Raw genomic sequence first — 24,660 nt, 5'->3', positions numbered from 1 at the left:
GGCCGCCGGACCTACGGACGCACGAAGGGGGATGCGCTGAATGTCTCAGCCGCCCAGCCGGCCGTGGCCGGAGGACACCGGTTCCCCGTGGGATCCCCGGTCCGGCTACGGATATCCGGAGCAGGGTCAGGAACAGGGCCAGGACCAGGGCCGGGACCCGTATGAGGGCGGGGGTCCGGCGCAGCCGCCGGTGCCCGCCGCCGGGAGCGGCGGGCCGCCGTACATACCCCCGCCGCCGCCCGGACCGCCGCCCGGACCGCCGCCCGTACCCCCGGCGCAGGACGGCCAGTTCCCCGCGTACGGCACCGGGCCCGGGCAGCCCGGCCCGGCGCAGGGCGGTCCCTTCCCGGCGTACGGCACCGGCCAGGGCGCCGGTGACGGCGGGGCTCCGGGGCCGTACCACCAGCCCGGCGCCGCCCAGCCGTACCCGGGCGCCCAGCAGTTCGGCCCGTACGCCGGCGGCACGCAGCCCGGCCCGTATGCCGGCGGCACGCAGCACGGCGGCCAGGCGTTCGCGTACGGTTCGGTCCCCCCGCCCCCGCCCGGCGGCCCCGGCAAACGGCGCACGCCGATCCTGATCGCCGCGGGCGTCGCCGCCCTCCTCGTCGCCGGAGCCGGTACGTACGCCGTCGTCGGCAGCGACGACGGCAAGGACGGCCGGAAGACCAGCACCGGTGAACCGACCGCCCCCGCCCCCACGAACAGCGCATCACCCGAAGACAACGACGGCGGCGGCACCGCGACCGGCGGCCGGGGCGGCGAGACGGACCGCGACCCGAGCGCCGACGACCTCAACGCCGACCGTGCGCCCGGCGAGGCCCGCGCCCTCTTCGTCACCCGCAACGACGTCGACCTGCCGCGCGGCGGCGCCGAGGTCCACGGCCCGTGGAGCTACGGCGGCACCATCGCCAAGGCCATGTACAAGCAGGTCGTCGGCTATTCGGCCACCGACGGCGGCAAGAAGTGGACCGTGCCGCTGGAGCGGGAGATCTGCTCCGCGACACCCCGCCCGTCCGCGGGCGGCACGATCGTCGTCGGCATCAAGGACCGCATCGGCTCGGGGGCCCGCTGCCGCGATCTGCGGAGCATCGACCTCGGCACCGGCAAGGTGATCTGGAAGGCTCAGATCCCCGAGGAGAAAGGCTTCCTCGGACTCTCCGACCACACCCTCACCATCAGCGGCAACACCCTCGCTGCGGGCGCCACCGGGGTGTCGTACGGCTTCTCCCTGAAGGACGGCAAGCAGCTCTTCACCGGGCCCCGGAGCGGCTGCAAGCCCTTCGCGTACGCGGGCGGCGCCCGGCTGCTGGCCGCGGTGAGCTGCCCCACCGGCGACTACAAGAAGCCCAAGCACCAGCTCCAGCAGATCGACCCGGCCACCGGCAAGGCCCGCTGGACGTTCAACGCACCCGCGGGCTGGGAGATCGACAAGGTCTACTCCGCCGACCCCGTCGTGGTCTCCCTCGTCAAGCGCGAGCCCAAATCGTGGACCGTCGTCGCGCTCAAGCCCGACGGCACGCTCCGCGCCCCCATCGCGGGCGGCAAGGAGAAGTTCCGCGTCGGCTGCGGCGGCTCCTTCGTGATCTTCGGACAGAATCTGGAGGGCTGCCAGGGCGTCGTCGCCGACCCGAACACCCTCTACCTGGCCACCGAGCCCGTCCGCGGCACCGGCGGCGGCGGAAACCAGATTGTCGCCTTCGACCTGAACACCGGCCGCCCCACATGGCGGGCGCCCTCCGGCGGGGAAACCGCCGCGGTGCCGGTGCGCATGGACGGCCGCAATCTGATCGTCTACCGGGAGCCGTCGTACGGTTCCGGGGGAGCCGTCGCGTCGATCGCCCCCGCGGGCGGTCCGCCGAAGACGCTGCTGCGCCACCCCCGGTCCGCGGCCAAAACCGAGAACTCCCTCTACTCGGTGAACGTCCTCTACGAGGCCGGCTCCGTCTATCTGGCGGCGCGCCGGGTGAGCGCGGCGAACGACAGGGAAGAACTGAAGACCCCGACGATGCTGGCGTTCGGCCCCTGACCGCCAGGGGGGCGGGCCCGTCGGTCCCGCCCCCGCCGCCCGTCTTCACCCTTCGCGCTGCTCGCGCAGTTGCCCCCTTTCTCCCCCTTTCTCTCCTTCCCTTCCCGCCCTCCCTTCCCTCCCTTCTTTCCGTTCCTGCTTCTCCTCGCCGACGAGGTGTTCCGTCATGAGTCAGCCGCCTCCTCCTCCCCCACCGCCGTCCGGACCGCCCCCGCAGGGCGGCGGCTTCGGCGCGCCCGTGGATCCGCCGCCGGGCGGCTTCGGCCCGCCGCAGGGGCCGCCGCCCGCCGGTTACGGCTATCCGCAGCAGGCTCCGCAGCCCGGGGGCGCATGGGGACCCCCGCCGCCGCCCGGCTACCCGGCGCAGCCCCAGGGCTACGGCGTCCCGCAGGCCCCGTACGGCTATCCGACCCAGCCCCAGGGCGCCGTGCCCCCGGGCGGACCGCAGCCGCCCCGGAAGAAGCTCGGCACCCAGGCGAAGATCGTCATCGCCGCGGCCGCCGCCGTCGTCCTGATCGTCGGCGGCGGGGTGCTGTACGCCGCGACCGGCGACGACACCGGCAAGAAGGAAACCACCGCGAGCAGCGGGGGCACCGAGGGCGGGAAGGACGGCGGGAAGAGCGGCGGCAAGGGCGGCGGCGGTACGGAGAAGGTCCCCGAGGACACCGCGTCCCGGCTCGCCTTCACCCTGGACCAGCCGGCGAACAAGGAGGTGTCCTCCTTCAAGGGCTCCTGGGTCACGGACAAGGCGTTCGTGAAGCCCGGTGTGCACGAGTTGACCGGCTACGACCGGGACAAGGGCACCGTGCTCTGGCGGATCCCGCTCCCGGGCCAGACCTGCGGTGCCTCGCGCCACAAGTCGGCCGACCAGAAGACGGCGATCCTCTTCGAGCCCGCACCCCGCGCCGCCTCGGGCACCGGCCGCTACCAGCAGTGCTCCGAAGTCGGCGTCGTCGATCTGGCGAGCGGCAAGCTGCTGTGGCGGAAGTCCGTCACCTCCCCCCTCCGGGGCGACCGGCCGATCAGCTTCGAGGAGGTCACGCTCAGCGGCACCACGGTCGCCGCGGGCGGCCTCAGCGGCGGCGCCGCCTTCGATCTCGACACCGGTGCCGTGCGCTGGAAGCCGACCTCGTCCGACGCGGACTGCGAGGACCGCGGCTACGCCGGAGGGCCCGCGCTCGTCGCGGTCCGCGCCTGCGGCACCTACGGAAACGAGCAGCTGACCATCCAGCCGGTCGACCCGGTCAGCGGACGCCCCCAGTTCTCGTACAAGATGCCGAAGGGCGTGGACTACGCGAGCATCGTCAACACCAAGCCGCTGGTCGTCGCGGCGGACGTCGGTGACACCGGGAAGTACGGGATCTCCGACTTCTTCTCCATCGACGACCGCGGCCGACTGCTGGCGAAGGTCTCCGCGACCGGCGACCGCTTCGAGGCGCGCTGCGGGGCCACCGACGTCGAATCGTGCAGCAACGTCGCCGTCGGCAACGGACGGCTCTATCTGGCGACCTCGCCGCACGAGGGCAGCGGCGGAGGCTACGGGCGGACGAACGAGATCGTGTCGTACGACCTGACCACCGGGAAGCCGCTGCCGGGTCGCGCGGATGCGGGCGAGGGCTACACGATCCTGCCGCTGCGGATGGACGGCAATGCCGTGATCGCCTACAAGCAGCCGCCGTACCGCAAGGGCGGCCAGGTCGTCAGCCTCGACGGCACCGCCCTCACGGCGACGCTGCTGATGGAGAATCCGTCGGACGAGCAGTCCGTCGAGAAGGAGCGGAAGTTCCTCGTGGGCGGCTCCGAGTATCTCTATGCCGACGGGCGGCTCTATCTGAGCGAGGAACTGATGAGCGGCGCGGGCACTTCCACGTACAAAAGTTATCTGGCGGTTGCATTTACGACAGAAAGTTGAAAACGCGACCGGTTTTCGCCCTAGAGCCCCCCGGGTACTGCTGCGGTGAAGCCTGATTCGCGGAACAGTAGTGGCCCGGTACGGGGAGTTCCCGTACCGGGCCGCCGCCTTTTGGTCATGCGGCGGTCATGCCATGGTCATAAGTGACCCTGATGCGCGGCACATTCGGCAGTCTTGGGTACTTCTGCCGACTCGGGGCACACGTTGTCGAACTGGCGTGTAGCTTGCCGGGGCAGGTTGCACCGGGGGGATGGGAGTTGCTCGATGGGCGTGCGGCTCATGGTGGTCGACGATCACCGACTGCACGCCGAGGCGCTCGCCTCGGCGTTGAAACTACGGGGACACCGGGTGCTGGCCGCGACGGCGCCCGTCGCGGGCGCGGCGGACCTGGTGGTCACCCGGGCGCCCGAGGTGTGCCTTCTGGGGACCGCGTCCCCGGCGGAGCCGGGCGTCTTCGACCCGATCGTCCGGATCAGGAGGGAGCGCCCCCAGGTCGCGGTGGTGGTCCTGGGGCCGGTGCCGAGCCCCTGGGGCATAGCGGCGGCCTTCGCGGCGGGCGCGGCGGGCTATGTCCGTCACGACGAGCGCATCGAGGGTGTGGAGCGCGCCATGGTCAAGGCCCGCGCGGGGGAGGCGGTGGTCGCCCCCGCCCTGCTCCAGGGGGCCTTCGCGGAGCTGCTCAACCCGGTCTCGCAGCCGGACGACGAGGGCCAGCGGCTGTTGCGGCTGCTGACCCCGCGGGAGGTGGAGGTGCTGGTCCGGGTCGCGGAGGGTGAGGACACCCGGCTGATCGCGGCGGGCATGGGCATCGCCCCGAGCACGGCGCGCACGCATGTCCAGCGGGTGCTGATGAAGCTGGGCGTGGGCTCGCGCCTGGAGGCGGCGGCGCTGGCAGCCCGCACGGGCCTCCTGGACCGCGCGGCGCTCCGCTGAGGCGGGGGTAGGTCCCGGGGCCCTGCCCCCGGGGCCCGTTGCTCCGCCCCGGAGCCCGGGCGCCCCCGCGTGGCGCCCCGCCCGGGGGTACCCGTCCCCCAAGCGCCCCGCCGCACGGGCTGCGCCCCCCGCCCAGCCGGGTATTGACGTTTGCGGCCGCGGCCCGTGGGTGGCTTGTCGCGCAGTTCCCCGCGCCCCTAGGTACTCGGCTCCAGCCCCTTTGTGCGGCGCCGGTCCCGTTGGCGGGCGATGCAGGGGGGTTTGGGGGCGCGGGGAACTGCGCGAACGGCCACCCACGGGCCGAGGCCGCGAAGCTCAGCACCCGGCTGGGCCATAGGCGTTGCCCCGGCGGGGCCGCCCCGCCCCGGGCGCGGCCCCGGCGCGGGGCCCGGGGGCTCCCCGGGGACACCCACGGGTGAAACGCGGGGACCGACCGGCGCGCCTGCGCCCCGCGGAACCGGCCCCGTGGGATGCGTGGACGCCCACCCGCCCCGGGCCCCGCCCCGGCCCGCGGCCCGGCGACCGCGAGAGGCGACGAGCACATGACCGCAAGCCCCCAAGGCCCCAACACCCCCACCCCCGTACGGAAGTACCTCGTCACCGGGGGCGCGGGCTACATCGGCGGGGCCGTCGCCCGTCGGCTCCTGGCGGCCGGGCACGAGGTGGTCGTCCTCGACGACTTCTCCACCGGCTTCCGCGACGGCGTCCCCGCGGGCGCCGTCCTCGTCGAGGGCTGCATCCGGGACGCGGCCCGCTGGCTGGACCCGTCCTTCGACGGCGTGCTGCACTTCGCCGCGTACTCCCAGGTCGGTGAGTCCGTCGTCGACCCCGGGAAGTACTGGGAGAACAACGTCGGCGGCACCATCGCCCTGCTCGCCGCCATGCGCGCGGCCCAAGTCCGGAAGCTCGTCTTCTCCTCCAGCGCCGCGACCTACGGCGAACCGGTCCGCAGCCCCGTCACCGAATCCGACCCCACCGCACCGACCAGCCCCTACGGCGCCACCAAACTCGCCGTCGACCATATGATCGGCGGCGAGGCGCGGGCCCACGGCCTGGCCGCGGTCTGTCTGCGCTACTTCAACGTCGCCGGGGCGTACCGCGGGCACGGCGAGCGCCATGAACCCGAATCGCACCTCATCCCGCTCGTCCTCGATGTGGCCCTCGGCCGCCGCGAGTCGATCGCGGTCTACGGCGACGACTACCCCACCCCCGACGGCACCTGCGTCCGCGACTACATCCATGTCGCGGATCTCGCGGAGGCGCATGTACTGGCGCTGGCCGCGGCTCGCCCCGGCGAGCAGCTGATCTGCAACCTCGGCAACGGCAGCGGCTTCTCGGTCCGCGAGGTCGTGGCGGCCGTACGGAAGGTCACCGGGCATCCGGTGCCCGAGACGCTCGCACCGCGCCGCCCCGGGGATCCGGCCGTCCTCGTCGCCTCCGCGACCGTCGCCCGCGAACGGCTCGGCTGGACCCCGGCCCGCCCCGGACTCACCGATATCGTCTCCGACGCCTGGGAGTTCGCCCGTACCCGGGCCCTCGTCTGACACCCCCGGACGGTCGGCCGCACCGGGCCGGGCGGGGCTCCCCGGATCCGGCCCGGGGACCGGATCCGGCCGAACGGGCGGCTTCCGGTTCTCGACGGACGGGCCCTTGCCCTGCGATGGTCACCCCGTGCCCGACCGGGCTCCGCCGTGTACCGTTCTCCCCATCCTTCCCACCCAACCCCTGAGTAACTTCGAGGTACAACTCATTCCCCAGAGCTGGTCATCAGTTCTGCAAATACGCTTCCGCTTCTGCCCGCCGTCCGTACTCTGATGCTCAACGCCGGTGGGGGCCGGTGTTGATCAGGGGACGAGACAGCGGGGTACGACGCCCGGGGTGGGGTATTTCAGTCACAGCACGGCGACGGCCGGGCGAGGCTGACAGTCCGTCTCGGGCGCTCTGTTCGCACCGAGCCGTCCTCCGACACAGGGGGTGTGTCTGTGATCCGTATCCGGGTCCTGGTGGTGGACGACCACCGAATCTTCGCCGAGTCGCTCGCCGCCGCCATGGCTGCCGAGCCCGATGTGGACGTCGGCGCCGCGGGCAGCGGGCCTGCCGCGTTGCGATGTCTGGAGCGCGCGGTCGCCGACGGGCGGCCGTTCGACGTGATGCTGGTCGACGCCGACCTGGGGGCCGCCGTCGCTCCCGGGCCGGGCGCCAGGGCGCCGGTCCCGCGCGCCGTGCCCGACGAGGGCGGCGATGCGCTGGACGGTCTTGTGGACGGACTGAGCCTGGTCGCGGGGGTGCGATCCGGCCAGCCCGCGGTCCGCTGCGTCGTCCTCGCGGAGAAGGACGATCCGCGCCGCGCGGCCCTCGCCCTCCAGGCGGGCGCCTCCGGCTGGGTTGCCAAGGACTGTTCACTCCAGCGACTTCTCGCCGTGATCCGCGGGGTGCTGCGCGACGAGACGCATCTGCCGCCGGCGCTGCTCACCGGCGTCCTGCGGGAGCTGACCGCCGCGCGCAAGCACCGCACCGAGAGCGAACGGCTGGTGGAGTCGCTCACCCCGCGCGAGCGCGAGGTGCTGCGGTGCATGGTCGCGGGACTGGGGCGCAAGGCGGTCGCCGAGCGCCTCTTCCTCTCCCCGCACACCGTCCGGACGCATATGCAGAACGTCCTCGGCAAACTCGGGGTGCACTCCACCCTCGCAGCCGTGGCGCTCGCCCGCCGGGCCGGGGTCGGCCCCGCCGATCCGGCGGTGAAGCTCTCCGGCGGACTAGCCGGGAATGTTGTCGAACGGGGCGGTCAACTGGCGTAGCAGGGCGGCCAGCTCCGCCCGCTGCGCCCGGGACAGCTCCGCGAGGATCGCGCGCTCCTGGGCGAGCAGCCCGGCGAGCGCGCGGTCCGCGCGATCGCGCCCCTCGGGGGTCAGCCGGACCAGCACTCCGCGCCGGTCCGATGGGTCCGGCAGCCGCTCCACCAGATCCCTCTTGGCCAGTCTGTCGATCCGGTTGGTCATCGTGCCGGAGGTCACCAGGGTCTGGGTGAGGAGCTGTCCCGGCGAGAGCTGATAGGGCGCACCCGCGCGCCGCAGCGACGTCAGTACGTCGAACTCCCACGGCTCCAGATCGTGCTCGGAGAAGGCGAGCCGCCGGGCCCGGTCCAGATGGCGGGCCAGTCTGGAGACGCGGCTGAGCACCTCAAGCGGTTCCACGTCGAGGTCCGGGCGCTCGCGGCGCCAAGCTGCGACCAGTCGATCGACCTCGTCCTCCATGACGATCAGTGTAGAGGGTCCCTCGATATGAAGTCTCTTGACGTCAAGAGATAATGTGGTGGATGGTGGGGCAGGGACGGGCGGGACGCCCGCCCTGCTGCTGTCGTCCGTTGCCGTGAGGGAGCCGCGCCGTGAATTCCGCACCGATCTGGGACCCCCGCCAGTACCTCCGCCATTCGGGTCACCGGGCGCGCCCCTTCCTCGACCTGCTCGCCCGGATCCCCGATCCGGCCGCCCCGGCGGCCGAAGGCCGGCCGCCCCGGATCGCCGATCTCGGCTGCGGGCCCGGGAACGTCACCGCGCTGCTGGCCGACCGCTGGCCCACCGCCGAGATCACCGGCTTCGACCATTCGCCCGAGATGCTCGCCCTCGCCGAGAAGGAGCACGCCGGGCCCACCCCGGGCGGCGGCCGGCTCGACTTCCGGGCAGCCGACGCCGTGGACTGGACGCCCGACGGGCCGTACGACCTCATCGTCTCCAACGCGGCGCTGCAGTGGGTGCCCGGCCACGCCGGTTCCTTCGCCCGCTGGACCGCGGCCCTCACACCGGGCGGCACCTTCGCCTTCCAGGTCCCCGGCAACCACGGAGCACCCAGCCATACCCTGCTGGGCACCCTGTGCGGGCGGCCGGAGTGGCGGGACCGGATCGGTGAGCACTGGCGGGGCTCAGCCCATGTGCTGGCCCCGGCCGACTATCTGGAGCGGCTGACCGGCCTCGACTGCGCGGCCGAGGTCTGGGAGACCACGTACCACCAGCTTCTGAGCGGTGAGGATCCGGTCCTGGACTGGGTCAAGGGCACCACGCTGCGGCCCGTGCTGACCGAGCTGGGGGACGACGAGGAGGCGCTCGGCGCCTTCCTCGGGCAGTACCGGGATCTGCTGCGGGAGGCGTATCCGCCGGGGCCGCGGGGGACGGTGTTCCCGTTCCGCCGGATCTTCGCGGTCGCGACAAAGCCGGTGCTCTGACCGCCCCTGACCCGCCCCTGACCTGTTGGTGGTCCGACCGGCCCGTGACCGGACGGACCCTGTACCGACCGGTCCGCCGGGCCGATCGTCCCGGACGGAGCCCGCCGGTCGCTGCTCCGCCCGGTCCGGCGCCGGGGCGGACCGGCCGAGCCCCCCCCGCGACCGCCCTACAGGGCCGGGCGGGACCGGCCGGGCGGTACGGGATCGCCACGCCGGCCTCATGCAGGGCCCGCCGCCCCTCTCAGCTCTTGCGGTGGCCCATCAGCCGGGGCTTCTGCTCCAGACCGTCGAGACCGTGCCAGGCCAGATTCACCAGATGCGCCGCCACCTCGGCCTTCTCGGGCCGCCGGGCGTCCACCCACCACTGACCCGTCAGGGCGACCATCCCCACCAGCGCCTGGGCGTAGAGCGGCGCCAGCTTCGGATCGAAGCCGCGATGCTTGAACTCCAGACCCAGGATGTCCTCGACCTGCGTGGCGATATCGCTGATCAGCGAGGCGAAGGTGCCCGTCGACTGGGCGACCGGCGAGTCCCGGACCAGGATCCGGAAACCGTCCGTGTACGTCTCGATGTAGTCGAGGAGTGCGAAGGCCGCCTGCTCCAGCAGCTCCCGCGGATGCCCGGCGGTCAGCGCGCCCGTCACCATGTCGAGGAGCTGGCGCATCTCGCGGTCGACCACCACCGCGTACAGGCCCTCCTTGCCGCCGAAGTGCTCGTACACCACCGGCTTGGACACCCCCGCGTTCGCGGCGATCTCCTCCACCGACGTGCCCTCGAAACCCTTCTCGGCGAAGAGCGTGCGACCGATGTCCAGCAACTGCTCGCGGCGCTCGGCGCCGGTCATCCGCACCCGGCGCCCGCGCCGCGCCGAGGGCCGGCTCTTCGCGGCGCCCGCCGCAGTCGCCGGGCCCGCCGCGTTCGCTGCGTCTATCTGGGTATGGGTACTGCTGCCTTCGGTCGCCACGTCGTCCATCATGCCGTGTCGACGGCCTCGGCGTTCCCGGGGGACGTCGCCCGCCGGGCGGCGATCCGGTCGTCACTGGGCCAGCGGACGTCGTACGCCCAGCCGAGCTGTTCGAACCAGCGGATCACCCGCGCACTGGAATCGACCTGGCCGCGCAGCACTCCGTGGCGGGCCGACGTCTGATCCGCGTGGTGCAGGTTGTGCCAGGACTCGCCGCACGACAGCACCGCCAGCCACCACACATTGCCCGACCGATCACGTGATCGGAACGGCCGCTTCCCGGCCGCGTGGCAGATGGAGTTGATGGACCAGGTGACATGGTGCAGCAGCGCGACCCGGACCAGCGACCCCCAGAAGAAACCGGTGAAGGCACCCCACCAGGACCAGGTCACCAGACCGCCGACCACGGCCGGGAAGGAGAGGGAGAGCAGCGTGTAGAAGACGAAGTGGCGGGAGACGCGGCGGATCGCCGGATCCTTGATGAGATCCGGGGCGTACTTGTGCTGCGAGGTCTGCTCCTCGTCGAACATCCAGCCGATATGGGCCCACCACAGGCCCTTCATCAGCGCGGGCACGGTCTCGCCGTACCGCCACGGGGAGTGCGGGTCGCCCTCGGCGTCCGAGAACTTGTGGTGCTTGCGGTGGTCGGCGACCCAGCGGACCACCGGACCCTCCACGGCCAGCGAACCCGCGACGGCGAGCGCGATCCGCAGCGGCCGCTTCGCCTTGAAGGAGCCGTGGGTGAAATAGCGGTGGTAGCCGACGGTGATGCCGTGGCAGGCGATGAAGTACATCGACACCAGCAGCCCGAGGTCCAGCCAGCTGACCCCCCAGCCCCAGGCCAGCGGCACCGCCGCGATCAGCGCCAGGAAGGGGACGGCGATGAAGAGCATCAGGGCGATCTGTTCGAGGGTCCGCTTCTCGTCACCGCCCAGCGTCGCGGAGGGCAGAGCGCCGGACTCCCCGCCGGGGGCGCTCCCCGCGGCGGAGCCGTCGCCGGGCTCCTCGTCCGGTGGGGTGCCCGGGCCCGGGACGTCGTCGAGCAGGTCGGGGCTAGTCGTCATGAAGGGTCCCCTGGGGGGTGAAGGAGTGAGCGGTGTGTCCGCGGTCGAGCCGTCGTCCGGTCGAGCTACGGCTGCGTAACCTACGGCGACGTAAGTATGGCAGCGCACGGCCCGGGGGCAAGAGCCCCTCCTAGCGGCACCGGGGCGGCGGACACCTATCCTGGGAGCTGCCGGACAGCGCGGTCCGCCGACTCCAGAACCCCTCCAGACGTGCTCAAACACCGCAAGGAGCAGCACCTGTGAGCAGTGCCGACCAGACACCCACGGCCAGCGCAGAACTCCGGGCCGACATCCGCCGACTGGGCGACCTCCTGGGCGAGACCATCGTCCGTCAGGAGGGACCCGACCTCCTGGACCTCGTCGAGCGCGTACGCGCCCTGACCCGCAGCGACGGGGAAGCGGCCGCAGCACTCCTGGGCGATATCGACCTGCCGACCGCCGGCAAGCTGGTCCGCGCCTTCTCCACCTACTTCCACCTCGCCAACGTCACCGAACAGGTGCACCGCGGCCGGGAGATGCGCGAGCGGCGCGCCGCCGAGGGCGGGCTGCTGGCCCGTACCGCCGACCGGCTCAAGGACGCCGACCCCGACCATCTGGCGGCCACCGTCCGCAACCTCAACGTCCGGCCCGTCTTCACCGCGCACCCCACCGAGGCCGCCCGGCGCTCGGTGCTCAACAAGCTCCGGCGGATCGCCCAGCTGCTGGAGGCCGACGGGGCCGGGTCCGGCGGGCCCGCCGAGCGGCGCCGCTGCGATCTGCGGCTCGCCGAGAACATCGACCTCGTCTGGCAGACCGACGAACTGCGGGTGGTCCGGCCCGAGCCCGCCGACGAGGCCCGCAACGCCATCTACTACCTCGACGAACTCCACGCGAACGCCGTCGGGGACGTCCTGGAGGACCTCGCCGCCGAACTGGAGCGGGTCGGCGTCGAGCTGCCCGCCGGCACCCGGCCGCTGACCTTCGGCACCTGGATCGGCGGTGACCGCGACGGCAACCCGAACGTCACCCCCGCCGTCACCCGTGACGTCCTGATCCTCCAGCACGAGCACGGCATCACCGACGCCCTCGCGCTCGTCGACTCGCTGCGCGGGCTGCTCTCCAACTCCATCCGCTACGCCGGGGCCACCGACGAACTCCTCGCGTCGCTGGACACCGATCTGGAGCTGCTGCCGGAGATCAGCCCCCGCTACAAGCGGCTCAACGCCGAGGAGCCGTACCGCCTCAAGGCCACCTGCATCCAGCAGAAGCTGGAGAACACCCGTACCAGACTCGCCAAGGGCACCGCCCACGAGCCCGGCCGCGACTACCTCGGCACCGCGGGCCTGCTGGCCGATCTCACCCTCATCCAGACGTCGCTCCGCGCCCACCGCGGCGGGCTCTTCGCCGACGGCCGGATGGACCGCACCATCCGCACCCTGGCCGCCTTCGGGCTCCAGCTCGCCACCATGGACGTCCGCGAGCACGCCGACGCCCACCACCACGCCCTCGGCCAGCTCTTCGACCGGCTCGGCGAGGAGTCCTGGCGGTACGCGGACATGCCGCGCGACTACCGGCAGAAGCTGCTCGCCAAGGAGCTGCGCTCGCGCCGCCCGCTGGCACCCACCCCGGCACCGCTGGACGCCGCGGGGCAGAAGACGCTCGGGGTCTTCCACACCGTGCGCGAGGCGTTCGAACGCTTCGGGCCCGAGGTCATCGAGTCGTACATCATCTCCATGTGCCAGGGCGCGGACGACGTCTTCGCCGCCGCCGTCCTGGCCCGCGAGGCCGGACTGCTCGACCTGCACGGCGGCTGGGCGAAGATCGGCATCGTGCCGCTGCTGGAGACCACGGACGAGCTGCGCGCCGCCGACGTCATCCTCGACGAGATGCTGTCCGACCCCTCCTACCGCCGGCTGGTCTCGCTCCGCGGCGATGTGCAGGAGGTCATGCTCGGCTACTCCGACTCGTCGAAGTTCGGCGGCATCACCACCTCCCAGTGGGAGATCCACCGGGCCCAGCGCCGGCTGCGCGACGTCGCCCACCGGCACGGGGTACGGCTCCGGCTCTTCCACGGCCGCGGCGGCACCGTCGGCCGCGGCGGCGGCCCCACCGCCGACGCGATCCTCGCCCAGCCGTGGGGCACGCTGGACGGCGAGATCAAGGTGACCGAGCAGGGCGAGGTCATCTCCGACAAGTACCTGATCCCGTCGCTGGCCCGGGAGAACCTGGAGCTGACGGTCGCCGCCACCCTCCAGGCGTCCGCGCTGCACACCGCCCCCCGCCAGTCGGTGGAGTCCCTGGCCCGCTGGGACGCGGCGATGGACACCGTGTCGGACGCGGCCCACGCGGCGTACCGCAGCCTCGTCGAGGACCCGGACCTGCCCGCGTACTTCTTCGCCTCCACCCCGGTCGACCAGCTCGCCGACCTCCACCTGGGCTCCCGCCCCTCCCGCCGCCCCGACTCGGGGGCCGGGCTCGACGGGCTGCGGGCCATCCCGTGGGTCTTCGGCTGGACCCAGTCCCGGCAGATCGTCCCCGGCTGGTACGGAGTCGGCTCGGGCCTCAAGGCGCTCCGCGAGGCCGGTCTGGACACCGTGCTGGAGGAGATGTACGAGAAGTGGCACTTCTTCCGCAACTTCCTCGGCAACGTCGAGATGACGCTCGCCAAGACGGACCTGCGGATCGCCCGCCACTACGTCGACACCCTGGTCCCCGAGGAGCTGAAGCACGTCTTCGGGGACATCGAGGCCGAGCACGAGCTGACCGTCCGCGAGGTGCTCCGGATCACCGGCGGTGAGCGGCTCCTCGACTCCCACCCGGTGCTCCAGCAGACCTTCGCCATCCGCGACGCCTACCTGGACCCGATCTCGTACCTCCAGGTCTCCCTCCTCGCCCGCCAGCGCGAGGCCGCGGCCCGCGGCGAAGACCCCGATCCGCTGCTCGCCCGCGCCCTGCTGCTGACGGTCAACGGCGTCGCCGCGGGCCTCCGCAACACCGGCTGACACCGGCCTCCGGCCACGGTCCGTCAAGACGCTTCCGGCTCCGCCACCCGATGGGGGGACGGAGCCGGAAGTGTCCGGCTACCGTGGACGGGGTAGGCCATGATCCCGTCCATGGGAGGAACGATGACTGCTGAGCCCGTGCAGCACTGGCCTGTGCCGCCCCTGGACGGATACACCGTGGATGATCTGCTGACGCTGCCCGGCCTCCCGCCGCATACGGAGTTGATCGACGGGAGTCTGGTTCTGGTGAGTCCGCAGCGTTACTTCCACTATGCGGTGATCAAGCTTTTGGAGAACGGGCTCCAGCTCACGCTGCCGGAGCATCTTTGGATCGTCAGGGAGATGACCGTGATCATCGACCGGCGCAACGGACCGGAGCCCGATGTTTCTGTGATCCGGGCCGAGGCTCTGACGGCCATGAATCAATCGCGCTTCCAGGCTTCGGACGTCGTTCTTGCGATCGAGGTGGTCTCACCCGAGTCGATGTCGAGGGACCGGGACACCAAGCCGCACAAGTACGCTGCCGCCGGCATTCCGCACTTCTGGCGGGTGGAGCAGACGGGGAACGAGCAGCCGGTGGTCCATGTATTCGAGCTGGATCAAACCACCAGGAGCTATGTGCACGCGGGAATGCACCGCGACCGGCTCAAACTGGATGTCCCTTACGAGATTGCGATCGACCTGGAGATTCCGCTCCCCCCGGTCCGCCCTACAGCAGAGTGAACGTCGCCACGGCGATCGCCGCCCCCGTCGCGGCCGTCGCCGCGGCCACCCGGGGGAGTGCCAAACCGCCCGCGATGACGATCGACGCGAGGAGCAGCGCGCCCGCGAACGGGAGCCAGGCGTGGAGGGCGCCCGCCGGGCCGGTGCGGACGAGTTCCTTCGTACCGGGCTTGAGGACCACCTTCAGCACCGCGCCCTTCTCGACCGCGATCGACTTCTCGATGGTCAGCCCGGTCCTGGCCGGTGCGGGGGCCTTCGGGGCATAGGGGCCCGTACAGGTGTCCTCGCCGCAGTCGGCGACGGTCAGGGTGCCGTGCTCACGGCCCTTGGCCAGGACGACATGCTGGGCGGAGTCCCAGGAGGCCCGGAATCCGGCCACCAGCAGCAGCACGGCGACGGCTCCCATGGCGGCTCGGAGGGCACCCAGGAGCGCGCGGTTCACGGACGGCATGAGCCCGGATCTTTGGCCATGGGGGCACACCGCGTCAACCGTCGTCCCCGGCGGACCCCCCTGCTCTGACGATCCGTCAGGAGTTGTACGTGCTCTGCGCCCGCTCCAGACCCTCGATGACCAGGGCTTCCACCGCGTCGGCCGCCCGGTCGACGAAGTAGTCCAGCTCCTTGCGCTCGGCGCCCGAGAAGTCCTTCAGAACGAAGTCGGCGACCGGCATCCGGCCCGGGGGGCGGCCGATGCCGAACCGCACCCGGTGGTATTCGGGGCCCAGCGACTTGGTGATCGACTTCAGGCCGTTGTGGCCGTTGTCCCCGCCGCCGATCTTCAGCCGCAGGACGCCGTAGTCGATGTCCAGCTCGTCGTGGACGGCGACGATGTTCGCCACCGGGATCTTGTAGAAGTCCCGGAGTGCGGTGACCGGGCCGCCGGACAGGTTCATGTACGACATCGGCTTCGCCAGCACCACCCGGCGGCTGCCGGGCCCGGGGCTGCCGAGCCGGCCTTCGACGATCTGGGCCTGGGCCTTCTGGCCGCGCTTGAAGGAGCCGCCGATCCGGTCGGCGAGCAGATCGGCGACCATGAAGCCCACGTTGTGGCGGTTGGCGGCATAGCCGGGGCCGGGGTTGCCGAGACCCACGATCAGCCAGGGGGCGTTGGTGCCGGTCGTCGCGTCGGTGGTCGTCATGGGGTGATTCTCTCCGTCGGGGGTGGCGGGAGGCGGGGCGGGCCGTATCCGGAGCGTCCGGGAACACGGGGGACAGCGGAGGCGGGCGGCGTGGGCGCGGGCCCGGCGGGCCCGGCTGCGGTGCATCGGGCGCCCGGGCCGGGAAACGCGGTCGCCGCCCGCTCCCCGGCGGGGTGCGGGCGGCGACCGTACAAGCAGTGACGCCGGGAGTGCTTACGCCTCCGCGGCCGCCTCGCCCTCGGCGGTCTCGGCGGCGGGCTCCTCGGCCTGCGCGGCCAGGACCTGGAGGACGACCGTGTCGCCCTCGATGGCCAGGGTCACGCCGGACGGCAGCGCGATGTCCTTGGCGAGGACGGAGGCACCGGCCTCCAGGCCCTCGACGGAGACCGTGAAGGCCTCGGGGATGTGGGTGGCCTCGGCCTCGACGGAGAGCGTGTTCAGCACGTGCTCCAGCAGGTTGCCGCCCGCGGCCAGCTCACCCTCGGCGGTGACCGGAACCTCGACCGTGACCTTCTCGCCGCGCTTGACCAGCAGCAGGTCGACGTGCTCCAGGTGGCCCTTCAGCGGGTCGCGCTGCACGGCCTTCGGGATCGCCAGCTCGTTCTTGCCCTCGAGGTCGAGGGAGAGCAGGACGTTCGGGGTACGGAGCGCCAGCAGCAGCTCGTGGCCCGGGAGGGTCAGGTGGACCGGGTCGGTGCCGTGGCCGTAGAGGACACCGGGAACCCGGTTGTCACGGCGGACGCGGCGGGCGGCGCCCTTGCCGAACTCGGTACGGATGCTCGCGGCGAGCTTCACCTCGGACATGTGCACTCCTCGCACAACAGACGGATACGGATGGTCACCCGGCCGCGAACGGCCTGCTACGCCTGATGCGAAGAGCGCGTCGATAACGGACCGCCGTACCGCTTCCGGTACGGCCTCCCTCGCCGAGCAACCCCAGCAGTCTACGCGAAGGGACCGTGCTCCCCGAAACGGAGAACACGGCCCCTTGATCCACTGACCCGGACCCGCCCGACCCCGAGGGCTAGCCCCGGTGAACCTATGGCGAGTGAGCCGAAGGGGGGCGTCGTGGTCTGGAAGGAGAACGCGCGCAGGCCGCGAGGAACGAGCGGTCGAGCACGATCGACTGAAGACGACGACTAAAGCCCCCCGGAGGCGAACCGAGCCCTAAAAGTTAGGCCTGCTCCTCGAAGAGGCTGGTGACGGAACCGTCCTCGAAGACCTCGCGTACCGCGCGGGCGATCGTCGGCGCCATCGACAGCACCGTGATCTTGTCCAGCTCCAGATCGCCCGGCGTGGGCAGCGTGTTCGTCAGGACGAACTCGCTGACCTTGGAGTTCTTCAGGCGGTCCGCCGCCGGGCCGGAGAGCACACCGTGCGTCGCCGTCACGATGACGTCCTCCGCGCCGTTGGCGAAGAGCGCGTCGGCCGCGGCGCAGATCGTGCCACCGGTGTCGATCATGTCGTCGACCAGGATGCAGACCCGGCCCTCGACGTTGCCGACGACCTCGTGGACGGTCACCTGGTTGGCGACGTCCTTGTCGCGCCGCTTGTGGACGATGGCCAGCGGCGCGCCGAGCCGGTCGCACCAGCGGTCCGCGACCCGGACCCGGCCGGCGTCGGGGGAGACCACGGTCAGCTTCGACGGGTCGACCTTCGCGGCCACGTAGTCCGCCAGCACCGGCAGGGCGAACAGGTGGTCCACCGGGCCGTCGAAGAAGCCCTGGATCTGGTCGGTGTGCAGATCGACCGTGAGAATGCGGTCGGCGCCCGCGGTCTTCATCAGGTCGGCGATCATACGGGCCGAGATGGGCTCACGGCCGCGGTGCTTCTTGTCCTGCCGGGCATAGCCGTAGAACGGCACGATCACGGTGATGCTCCGGGCGGAGGCCCGCTTCAGAGCGTCGATCATGATCAGCTGTTCCATGATCCACTTATTGATGGGAGCCGTGTGGCTCTGCATCAGAAAGCAGTCGGCACCGCGCGCGGACTCCTGGAAGCGGACGTAGATCTCGCCGTTCGCGAAGTCGAAAGCCTTGGTCGGAACCAGGCTGACACCCAGTTGATGCGCGACTTCCTCGGCCAGCTCGGGGTGGGCGCGGCCGGAGAAGAGCATGAGCTTCTTCTCGCCGGTCGTCTTGATCCCGGTCACAGCACTGTCTCCTCAGAGGGTGTTCTCTGGCCGCGGACATGGGAAATCGCGAGCCAGCCGAATGTGTGCACGTATCACGGTACGCCGTCTTTGGCGCACCCGTTTCCGGTCAGTTCTCGACGGGCGCCTTGTCCGACGCCGCCGCGGCAGCCTGCGCAGCGGCGCTCCCCGGCCGCTTGCGGGCCACCCAGCCCTCGATATTCCGCTGCTGGCCCCGTGCGACGGCCAGCGAACCGGCCGGCACGTCCTTGGTGATCACCGAGCCGGCCGCGGTATAGGCGCCGTCCCCGACCGTGACAGGAGCCACAAACATATTGTCCGAACCGGTCTTGCAGTGGGAGCCGATCGTGGTGTGGTGCTTTGCCTCACCGTCGTAGTTCACAAAGACGCTGGCCGCGCCGATATTGGTGAAATCACCGATCGTGGCATCGCCCACATACGACAGATGGGGGACCTTGGTGCCCTCACCGATCGTGGCGTTCTTCATCTCGACATAGGTACCGGCCTTGGCCTTCATTCCGAGCCTGGTGCCCGGACGCAGATAGGCGAACGGCCCCACGGAGGCGCCGTCTCCGATCTCCGCGCGGTCCGCGACCGCGTTGTCGACCCGGGCGCCCGCGCCCACGACGGTGTCCGTGAGCCGGGTGTTGGGCCCCACCTCGGCGCCTTCGGCGAGACGGGTGGCCCCCAGCAGCTGGGTGCCCGGGTGGACGATGGAGTCCGGCTCGAAAACGACGGTCGCATCGACCTGGACCGACGCCGGGTCGACGACCGTCACCCCGGCGAGCATCGCACGTTCCAGCAGCCGTGCGTTGAGCAGCCTGCGGGCTTCGGCGAGCTGGACCCGGTTGTTGATGCCGAGGATCTCCCGGTGGTCGGCGGCGACGCACGCCCCGACCCGGTGCCCGGCCTCCCGCAGGATGCCGAGGACGTCGGTCAGATACTCCTCGCCCTGGCTGTTGTCCGTACGGACCTTCCCCAGCGCGTCCGCGAGCAGCTGCCCGTCGAAGGCGAACACCCCGGAGTTGATCTCCAGGATCGCCCGCTGGTCCTCGGAGGCGTCCTTGTGCTCCACGATCGCGGTCACGGCGCCGGACGCGCTGTCGCGCACGATCCGGCCGTAACCCGTGGAGTCCGGGACCTCGGCGGTGAGCACGGTCACCGCGTTGCCGTCGCCCGCGTGGGTCGCGGCCAGCGCGGTCAGCGTCTCGCCGGAGAGCAGCGGGGTGTCGCCGCAGACCACGACGACCGTGCCCGAAACGGACTGCCCCAGCTCTTCGAGGGCGATCCGGACCGCGTGCCCGGTGCCGTTCTGCTCGGCCTGGAAGGCGGTACGGGTACCGGCGTACCGTTCCGTCAGATGGCCCCGGACCTGTTCCGCGGCGTGGCCGACGACCACGACGAGGTGCTCGGGGTCCAGCTCGCGCGCCGCGGTGACGACATGGCCCACGAGGGACCGCCCGCAGATGTCATGGAGGACCTTGGGGGTCTTGGACTTCATGCGGGTGCCCTCACCCGCTGCGAGGACGACGACGGCTGCCGGGCGGTTGGCGCTCACGGGTATGCCCTTCGGCTTCGGGTGGTGGACATCCGAAGGATACCGGGGCGTCTGACCAGCGAAATGACCAGGGAAACCCAAGATCCGCCCAAGAGCCGCCGGGCGGTGCGCGCCGTGGCGAAATGTCCGGGCTGCGTTCCCGAGCGCGTTCCCGGGCGTGGCTCGGAGCGGTTCCGGTACGGGCTTCCGGAACCCGGAACCCTCGGAAGCTCCGGAACCTCTGGAAACGGACGCGGGCCCCGGCCGTCACGGCCGGGGCCCGCGCCCCCTGCCTGCGGATGCCGTGAGGCTCCCGCGGCGGTTACGGCTCCCAGGGAAGGAATCGAACCCTCATTCAATGGACCAAAACCATTTGTCCTGCCATTAGACGACCTGGGATCGCCAACCCGAGGTGATACGGGTCTCATGACCGGGGAGCACCTGGGCAGCCCCTACTATGCCGTACGGGCAGCCTCCCCCGCGACGGTGTAAGGCGCCCGATCCCCGGCCTGTCCCGCAGCCCGCCCCGATCCGGCCTTGACGGCACCGGGTTCCGGCCCCTAGGCACCGGCCCCGCCGGGCTCCGGCACCCGCTCCCCGCGCCCGGTCGCGGCGGGCGGCCGGAACCGGCCCGGGGGCCCCGGTATCCCCGGGAATCGCGGAAAACACCCCGGGTGTTCGGCGCCCGCCGCCCGTAGGGTGGACGGCATGACCATAACGGGGGCACACCGGGACGCCGAGGGCACGAAGCCCCGCGTCCGGGGGTGGTGGGAACGCCGGCGGAGCGCCGCGCTGGACGTGGGGCTCGCCCTGGTATCCGCGGTGGAGTGCGCCTTCGAAGGCGCGAGATTCGCGAACGGCGCGGGCGCCCCGCTGCCGCTCGGGGTGCTGTTCGGAGTGCTGGCCGGATCCGTGCTCGTCGTACGGCGCCGGTGGCCCATCGCCGTCGTACTCGTCGGCATCGCGATCACGCCCGCCGAGATGGGCTGGCTGATGACCCTCGTCGGCCTCTACACCCTCGCCGCGTCCGAGATCCCCAAGCGGATCACGGCCACGCTGACGAGCATGTCGCTGGTCGCCATGTTCATCGTCGCCTACGTCCAGATGGCACAGGACGTACGGGACGCGCCGGAGGACTTCGGCGACCCCGGCGCCTGGTTCGTCCCCGCCATGTCCTCCTTCGTCGCCGTCGGCCTGTCCCTGCCACCCGTCCTCTTCGGCCTCTACATAGGCGCCCGGCGCCGGCTGATGGAGAGCCTCCGGGAGCGTGCCGACAGCCTGGAGGCCGAACTGTCCCTCCTCGCCGACCGCGCGGAGGAGCGCGCCGAATGGGCGCGTACGGAAGAACGCACCCGGATCGCGCGCGAGATGCACGACGTCGTCGCCCACCGGGTCAGCCTCATGGTCGTCCACGCCGCCGCCCTCCAGGCCGTCGCGCTCAAGGACCCCCCGAAGGCCGTCAAGAACGCCGCCCTCGTCGGAGACATGGGGCGCCAGGCGCTGACCGAGCTGCGGGAGATGCTCGGGGTGCTGCGGGCGGGCGAGGCCGACCGGCCCCGGAGCGCGGTGGTACCGCTGGCCGCGGTGGGCGTCGCGGCGGCCGCGGCGGCAGCGGCGGCGGCCGGCAGCGACACGGACGGACCCTGCATCGCGGACGTCGAGGGCCTCGTGGGCCAGTCCCGGCAGGCGGGGATGGTCGTCGAGTACCTGGTCCACGGCGAGGCCCGCGGCTACGCCCCCGAGGTCGAGCAGACCGCCTACCGCGTGGTGCAGGAGGCGCTGACCAACGTCCACAAGCACGCGGCCGGGGCGAAGGTCCTGGTCCGGCTGGCGCACCGGGAGGAGGAGGTCGCCATGCAGGTCGAGAACGGCGCCCCGGACGCGGCGGGCGGCGGCGCCCCCGGCGCGGACCTCCCCAGCGGGGGCAACGGCCTGGTGGGCATGCGGGAACGGGTCCACGGCCTGGGCGGCGTCTTCGTCTCGGGCACGACGGACGCGGGAGGCTTCCGCGTCTCGGCGGTCCTCCCGACGGTTGCGCCTCCCGCTGTGGGGTAGCCCGGGGCCCGGGGCTCGGTTGCCCGCGGGGTGCGGGCTGCTCCTGCGCCTCAATCGCCGGCGGGGCTCAAGAAGCCGGAGTCATCGTGGCTCCGGGGTGCGGGTTTCTCCGGCGGTCGGGTCGCGTCACTCCGTGGTGTAGGTCACCGGCCTTGCCGGGTGCGGGTGGGTCGGTGGCCTCCGGGCTCACCTCCTCGCGGCCTGCGATGCACTGCCCTCCGGCGAGCTGTGCTTGTCGCAGGTCCACTGCGGGGGCGACCCTGCACCCCCCTCCCACGTGACCCCGACTTGCCCACAGTCACGAGGGCCCCGTTTTATCCCCGCCGCAGGGCGGGACCCAGTCCCAGGGGCCGCACCTCTTCAAGGCGGGTAAGGGCAAAACGGGGCGCTGGGGGTCCCCCCATTGCCGAAGGCATAGGGGGAGGAACTGCGCGACAAGCCACATCCGGCCCGCAGCCGCGGAGCACAGCCCCGCCAGGCACGGCGCTTCCTGGGCCATCCGCACCTGGGTGCAACAGGTGAGCCGCCTCCAGGCCCCTCGGGCGTCCCGCTGCCCCGCGGCGGGAGGCGCTCCAGGCCCGGCTACCCCGGCGCGCGGTGCTCCGGGGCGAGCCGGTCCGGGACGCGGCCCGAGAGCAGATGGGTGAGCGCCGCGTCCACGCTCGCCCCCACGTACCAGTCGCCCGTGTGGTCCACGCTGTACACCCGCCCCCGTACATCCACCGCGAGGACCGCCTGGTCCTCCCCCTCCGCGCCCAGCGGCGCCAGCTCCGTGTCCAGCGCGCGCCCCAGATCGCCGAGGGTGCGGGCGAGGTGGAGCCCGTACAGGGGGTCCATCCGCAGATCCGGCGGCGCCACCTGACGGCCGGGCGCCGGGGCCGAGATCCGCAGCCCGCCGAATTCGGCCCAGGCCTCGACCGCCGCCGGGAACACCGCGTGCCGGTGCCCCGCGGGCGACTCGTACGCCCGCAGCGTGTCCGCCCAGTGTTCGGCCAGCTTGATGTCCCAGCGGCCGGGCAGCCAGCCCGCGTTCCGGAGCGCGGCGTCGACGCCGACGGGGAAGCGTGTCGTACTCAGTCTGTCGGACATGGGCGGAGGGTCAGCCGTTCTCGGGGGCGGTGGGATCGACGGCGCGTACGCCGAAGTGGTCGAGCATCGCCGTACAGGACCGGCACGGCGGTGCGTAGCTGCCGTGCAGCGGGTCGCCGTCCTCGCGGATCCGGCGCGCCGTCAGCCGGGCGTTCTTCAGGGCGCGTTTGGCCTCGCCGTACGTCATGGGCTTGCGCTGGGACCGTCTGGAGCGTTTCCCGTCGGCCTCGGTGAGCTGCCGGGACAGCAGCAGGGCCTCGGCGCAGCGTCCGGTGAATCGTTCCCGCTGGCTGCTGGTGAGGGTGTCGAGGAAGTCCTGTACGAGGGGGTGCAGGACCGGCGCGCGGTCCGCCTTCGCGGCGGTGGAGGTGAGGACCGTACCGCGAACGGAGAGCGCCGCCGCGACCGTCGGCAGAATGCCGTCGCGGCGGTGACCGAGCACCGGTGTGTGCGTTCCCTCGTCGCTGCTCCAGCTGAGACGAGGATCACCCGTGTTGCTCTGTGTAAACGGTTGCGCTGTGTGCATGGTGCCGTGGTCCCTCCAGTGCACTCCCCCCGAGCAGGTAACAGCCTGCCAAATGCTGTGCTTACTGGGGAAGCTGGGGCGATGAAACGTGCTTTCCCGTCGGCGTTCGGTCACTCGGTCGTGACACTTGGTGAGCATCTGCGACGAGGTCGGGCACGGATCCCGGCGGCCCGGCGGAGCGCCCTGCGGACCGGCGCAGCGGTACGGCAGCGGCCGGGAAGCGCCGGGCGACGCCGCCGACCCCACCGCATAGGCTGTCCCGGACAGTCAGTAGCCAGCAGGGGGCGCATATCCCATGACGACAGGGACGACAGGTCGGCAGGGGCCGGGGGCCCCGTCCCCGGGCCCCGATGCCCAGTTGCCCGCCGGGCCGCCGAACGCGGCCTACGCCGGTCAGGTCGTGCACTTCCCGGATCCGGTCCGGGCCGCCCGCCATCCCCGGGGGGTGCGCGTGGACGCCGACGGCTACCCGGACTTCTCCCCGTACGCCCGCGCCGCCGCGGAGATCGCGGAACCGCCCGAGGGCTTCGGCATCGACGAGCTGCGCCTGACGGACTACGTATCGGCGAACGCCGCCCTCCACGCCGACGGCCACGAATTCTGGGACGGCCTGTCCCCCGTCGCCACCCCGCACGGCTGGACCTGGCACCACGTCCGCGGCAGCCGCCGGATGGAGCTGATACCGGTCGAGGTCAAGGCACTGCTGCGGCACCACGGCGGTCTCGCCACCGCGGCCGTCGACCACGGAAAGCGCGGCACCCGCCCGCTCCAGGAGACCCGCCCCGCCCATCTGCGCCTGCCCCGGCGGGGCACCGCCGTCGCCGAACCGCAACTCCTCGGCGTCGAGGAGGACCTCGGCTACCGCCTTCCCGGGGCCTACCGCGACTTCCTGAAGGCCGCGGGCGGCTGCGCCCCCGTGGGGCCGGCCCTCGACCCCGAACTGGGGCTCCTGGTCGACCAGCCGTTCTTCACGATCCGCGACGCGGCCGTCGGAGACGATCTCGTCTATGTCAACAAGTGCCTGCGCGACCACCTCACCAAGGACTACCTCGGCATCGCCTACGTCCAGGGCGGGCTGCTCGCCCTGAAGGTACGGGGCACGGCGACCGGTTCGGTCCGGTTCTGCGCGTACGACGATATCCGCGACCGGGACGGCGAGCCCGCCGACCAGCGGGTGGAGCGACTGCTCCAGCCCTGCGGCGACGATTTCGACGCCTTCCTCGGGCGGCTCGCGGGCAGTCCGCCCGAGCTGGAGACCGTGGCGGGCCTGATGGTCGACGGCGGCTTCGCCCGGGCCGTGCCCGTGTCCGCGACCGATGCACCGGATGGGGAGTGACGCG

At 72.0% G+C, this 24,660-nt stretch carries 21 protein-coding genes and 1 tRNA gene; 10 read left to right on the top strand and 12 right to left on the bottom strand.

Annotation, left to right across the window (positions count from 1 at the left end):
* Positions 1-40: 40 nt before the first annotated feature.
* A complete protein-coding gene (locus B7R87_RS11840; protein ID WP_130585055.1) occupies positions 41-2,026 on the top strand; it encodes an outer membrane protein assembly factor BamB family protein in 1,986 nt (661 codons plus the stop codon).
* A gap of 45 nt (positions 2,027-2,071) precedes the next feature.
* On the opposite strand, the gene B7R87_RS34090 is transcribed toward B7R87_RS11840, so the two are convergent.
* Positions 2,072-2,194 (bottom strand): hypothetical protein, encoded by a 123-nt coding sequence (locus B7R87_RS34090; RefSeq protein WP_269847453.1) that lies wholly within the window; start codon positions 2,192-2,194, stop codon positions 2,072-2,074.
* On the opposite strand from B7R87_RS34090, the gene B7R87_RS11835 reads away from it, so the two are divergent.
* The 4 genes from B7R87_RS11835 to B7R87_RS11820 all read left to right on the top strand — a co-directional run bounded on the left by B7R87_RS11835 (position 2,193) and on the right by B7R87_RS11820 (position 7,669).
* Positions 2,193-3,938: an outer membrane protein assembly factor BamB family protein gene (locus B7R87_RS11835; RefSeq protein ID WP_130585054.1), complete on the top strand. Its 1,746-nt coding sequence runs from the start codon at positions 2,193-2,195 to the stop codon at positions 3,936-3,938. The genes B7R87_RS34090 and B7R87_RS11835 overlap by 2 nt on opposite strands.
* 264 nt (positions 3,939-4,202) lie before the next feature.
* A complete protein-coding gene (locus tag B7R87_RS11830; protein WP_130585053.1) occupies positions 4,203-4,871 on the top strand; it encodes a response regulator transcription factor in 669 nt (222 codons plus the stop codon).
* 542 nt (positions 4,872-5,413) lie between these two features.
* Complete coding sequence (gene galE / locus B7R87_RS11825) at positions 5,414-6,415, top strand: UDP-glucose 4-epimerase GalE (protein ID WP_006348793.1); 1,002 nt, start codon at positions 5,414-5,416, stop codon at positions 6,413-6,415.
* 438 nt (positions 6,416-6,853) lie between these two features.
* Entirely contained in the window at positions 6,854-7,669 is an 816-nt protein-coding gene (locus tag B7R87_RS11820; protein ID WP_006348794.1) for a LuxR C-terminal-related transcriptional regulator, read from the top strand.
* Here the strand turns inward: B7R87_RS11820 and B7R87_RS11815 are convergent.
* The gene (locus tag B7R87_RS11815; protein ID WP_006348795.1) at positions 7,628-8,125 is read right to left on the bottom strand and encodes a MarR family winged helix-turn-helix transcriptional regulator; all 498 of its coding nucleotides are present in this window, start codon (positions 8,123-8,125) and stop codon (positions 7,628-7,630) included. The genes B7R87_RS11820 and B7R87_RS11815 overlap by 42 nt on opposite strands.
* Positions 8,126-8,256: 131 nt before the next feature.
* Between B7R87_RS11815 and B7R87_RS11810 the strand changes: the two genes are divergently transcribed.
* Positions 8,257-9,090, top strand: coding sequence for a trans-aconitate 2-methyltransferase (locus B7R87_RS11810; RefSeq protein ID WP_006348796.1), 834 nt, complete (start codon positions 8,257-8,259; stop codon positions 9,088-9,090).
* Positions 9,091-9,331: 241 nt separating this feature from the next.
* On the opposite strand, the gene B7R87_RS11805 is transcribed toward B7R87_RS11810, so the two are convergent.
* Together B7R87_RS11805 and B7R87_RS11800 are read right to left on the bottom strand one after the other, a co-directional pair.
* Positions 9,332-10,066 carry a TetR/AcrR family transcriptional regulator gene (locus tag B7R87_RS11805; protein WP_130585052.1) on the bottom strand — a complete coding sequence of 245 codons (735 nt, stop codon included), beginning with the start codon at positions 10,064-10,066 and terminating at the stop codon, positions 9,332-9,334.
* Positions 10,063-11,118, bottom strand: a complete 1,056-nt coding sequence (locus tag B7R87_RS11800; protein WP_006348798.1) for an acyl-CoA desaturase — start codon at positions 11,116-11,118, stop codon at positions 10,063-10,065. The genes B7R87_RS11805 and B7R87_RS11800 overlap by 4 nt, the downstream gene beginning before the upstream one ends.
* A 239-nt stretch (positions 11,119-11,357) precedes the next feature.
* Between B7R87_RS11800 and ppc the strand changes: the two genes are divergently transcribed.
* Complete coding sequence (gene ppc / locus B7R87_RS11795) at positions 11,358-14,099, top strand: phosphoenolpyruvate carboxylase (RefSeq protein WP_006348799.1); 2,742 nt, start codon at positions 11,358-11,360, stop codon at positions 14,097-14,099.
* Between the two features lie 123 nt (positions 14,100-14,222).
* Positions 14,223-14,822 carry a Uma2 family endonuclease gene (locus B7R87_RS11790; RefSeq protein WP_040916022.1) on the top strand — a complete coding sequence of 200 codons (600 nt, stop codon included), beginning with the start codon at positions 14,223-14,225 and terminating at the stop codon, positions 14,820-14,822.
* Here B7R87_RS11790 and B7R87_RS11785 read toward each other — a convergent pair.
* The 6 genes from B7R87_RS11785 to B7R87_RS11760 form a co-directional block, all read right to left on the bottom strand.
* Positions 14,809-15,273 carry a hypothetical protein gene (locus B7R87_RS11785; protein WP_006348801.1) on the bottom strand — a complete coding sequence of 155 codons (465 nt, stop codon included), beginning with the start codon at positions 15,271-15,273 and terminating at the stop codon, positions 14,809-14,811. The two genes, B7R87_RS11790 and B7R87_RS11785, sit on opposite strands and share 14 nt — an antisense overlap.
* Positions 15,274-15,349: 76 nt before the next feature.
* Positions 15,350-15,961 carry an aminoacyl-tRNA hydrolase gene (pth, locus tag B7R87_RS11780; protein WP_006348802.1) on the bottom strand — a complete coding sequence of 204 codons (612 nt, stop codon included), beginning with the start codon at positions 15,959-15,961 and terminating at the stop codon, positions 15,350-15,352.
* Positions 15,962-16,174: 213 nt separating this feature from the next.
* Positions 16,175-16,765, bottom strand: a complete 591-nt coding sequence (locus B7R87_RS11775; protein WP_006348803.1) for a 50S ribosomal protein L25/general stress protein Ctc — start codon at positions 16,763-16,765, stop codon at positions 16,175-16,177.
* A 370-nt stretch (positions 16,766-17,135) separates the two neighbouring features.
* Positions 17,136-18,113 carry a ribose-phosphate diphosphokinase gene (locus tag B7R87_RS11770; RefSeq protein ID WP_006348804.1) on the bottom strand — a complete coding sequence of 326 codons (978 nt, stop codon included), beginning with the start codon at positions 18,111-18,113 and terminating at the stop codon, positions 17,136-17,138.
* Positions 18,114-18,222: 109 nt separating this feature from the next.
* Positions 18,223-19,671 carry a bifunctional UDP-N-acetylglucosamine diphosphorylase/glucosamine-1-phosphate N-acetyltransferase GlmU gene (glmU, locus tag B7R87_RS11765; RefSeq protein ID WP_006348805.1) on the bottom strand — a complete coding sequence of 483 codons (1,449 nt, stop codon included), beginning with the start codon at positions 19,669-19,671 and terminating at the stop codon, positions 18,223-18,225.
* Between the two features lie 307 nt (positions 19,672-19,978).
* A tRNA-Gln gene (locus B7R87_RS11760) sits at positions 19,979-20,049 on the bottom strand.
* A 309-nt stretch (positions 20,050-20,358) separates the two neighbouring features.
* On the opposite strand from B7R87_RS11760, the gene B7R87_RS11755 reads away from it, so the two are divergent.
* On the top strand, positions 20,359-21,705 hold the full coding sequence (locus tag B7R87_RS11755) for a sensor histidine kinase (RefSeq protein WP_130585051.1): 1,347 nt from the start codon (positions 20,359-20,361) through the stop codon (positions 21,703-21,705).
* A 582-nt stretch (positions 21,706-22,287) separates the two neighbouring features.
* On the opposite strand, the gene B7R87_RS11750 is transcribed toward B7R87_RS11755, so the two are convergent.
* Both B7R87_RS11750 and B7R87_RS11745 read right to left on the bottom strand, forming a co-directional pair.
* Positions 22,288-22,794 carry an SUKH-3 domain-containing protein gene (locus tag B7R87_RS11750; RefSeq protein ID WP_006348807.1) on the bottom strand — a complete coding sequence of 169 codons (507 nt, stop codon included), beginning with the start codon at positions 22,792-22,794 and terminating at the stop codon, positions 22,288-22,290.
* Between the two features lie 10 nt (positions 22,795-22,804).
* Complete coding sequence (locus tag B7R87_RS11745; RefSeq protein WP_040916027.1) at positions 22,805-23,320, bottom strand: YwqJ-related putative deaminase; 516 nt, start codon at positions 23,318-23,320, stop codon at positions 22,805-22,807.
* A gap of 295 nt (positions 23,321-23,615) precedes the next feature.
* Here B7R87_RS11745 and B7R87_RS11740 point away from each other — a divergent pair, with 295 nt between their 5' ends.
* On the top strand, positions 23,616-24,656 hold the full coding sequence (locus B7R87_RS11740; RefSeq protein WP_040916029.1) for an SMI1/KNR4 family protein: 1,041 nt from the start codon (positions 23,616-23,618) through the stop codon (positions 24,654-24,656).
* Positions 24,657-24,660 lie beyond the last annotated feature (4 nt).

This window comes from Streptomyces tsukubensis, assembly GCF_003932715.1.
GTDB classification, from domain to species: Bacteria; Actinomycetota; Actinomycetes; order Streptomycetales; family Streptomycetaceae; genus Streptomyces; species Streptomyces tsukubensis.
This window is presented reverse-complemented; position numbering and strand designations above follow the sequence as displayed.

What these genes read in the sequence shown, in the direction of transcription:
- B7R87_RS11840 (WP_130585055.1), top strand. Translation starts at nt 41, where the DNA reads ATGTCTCAGCCGCCCAGCCGGCCGTGGCCGGAGGACACCGGTTCCCCG.
- B7R87_RS11835 (WP_130585054.1), top strand. Translation starts at nt 2,193, where the DNA reads ATGAGTCAGCCGCCTCCTCCTCCCCCACCGCCGTCCGGACCGCCCCCG.
- B7R87_RS34090 (WP_269847453.1), bottom strand. Translation starts at nt 2,194, where the DNA reads ATGACGGAACACCTCGTCGGCGAGGAGAAGCAGGAACGGAAAGAAGGG.
- B7R87_RS11830 (WP_130585053.1), top strand. Translation starts at nt 4,203, where the DNA reads ATGGGCGTGCGGCTCATGGTGGTCGACGATCACCGACTGCACGCCGAG.
- galE (WP_006348793.1), top strand. Translation starts at nt 5,414, where the DNA reads ATGACCGCAAGCCCCCAAGGCCCCAACACCCCCACCCCCGTACGGAAG.
- B7R87_RS11815 (WP_006348795.1), bottom strand. Translation starts at nt 8,125, where the DNA reads ATGGAGGACGAGGTCGATCGACTGGTCGCAGCTTGGCGCCGCGAGCGC.
- B7R87_RS11805 (WP_130585052.1), bottom strand. Translation starts at nt 10,066, where the DNA reads ATGATGGACGACGTGGCGACCGAAGGCAGCAGTACCCATACCCAGATA.
- B7R87_RS11800 (WP_006348798.1), bottom strand. Translation starts at nt 11,118, where the DNA reads ATGACGACTAGCCCCGACCTGCTCGACGACGTCCCGGGCCCGGGCACC.
- B7R87_RS11790 (WP_040916022.1), top strand. Translation starts at nt 14,223, where the DNA reads ATGACTGCTGAGCCCGTGCAGCACTGGCCTGTGCCGCCCCTGGACGGA.
- B7R87_RS11785 (WP_006348801.1), bottom strand. Translation starts at nt 15,273, where the DNA reads ATGCCGTCCGTGAACCGCGCGCTCCTGGGTGCCCTCCGAGCCGCCATG.
- pth (WP_006348802.1), bottom strand. Translation starts at nt 15,961, where the DNA reads ATGACGACCACCGACGCGACGACCGGCACCAACGCCCCCTGGCTGATC.
- B7R87_RS11775 (WP_006348803.1), bottom strand. Translation starts at nt 16,765, where the DNA reads ATGTCCGAGGTGAAGCTCGCCGCGAGCATCCGTACCGAGTTCGGCAAG.
- B7R87_RS11755 (WP_130585051.1), top strand. Translation starts at nt 20,359, where the DNA reads ATGACCATAACGGGGGCACACCGGGACGCCGAGGGCACGAAGCCCCGC.
- B7R87_RS11750 (WP_006348807.1), bottom strand. Translation starts at nt 22,794, where the DNA reads ATGTCCGACAGACTGAGTACGACACGCTTCCCCGTCGGCGTCGACGCC.
- B7R87_RS11745 (WP_040916027.1), bottom strand. Translation starts at nt 23,320, where the DNA reads ATGCACACAGCGCAACCGTTTACACAGAGCAACACGGGTGATCCTCGT.
- B7R87_RS11740 (WP_040916029.1), top strand. Translation starts at nt 23,616, where the DNA reads ATGACGACAGGGACGACAGGTCGGCAGGGGCCGGGGGCCCCGTCCCCG.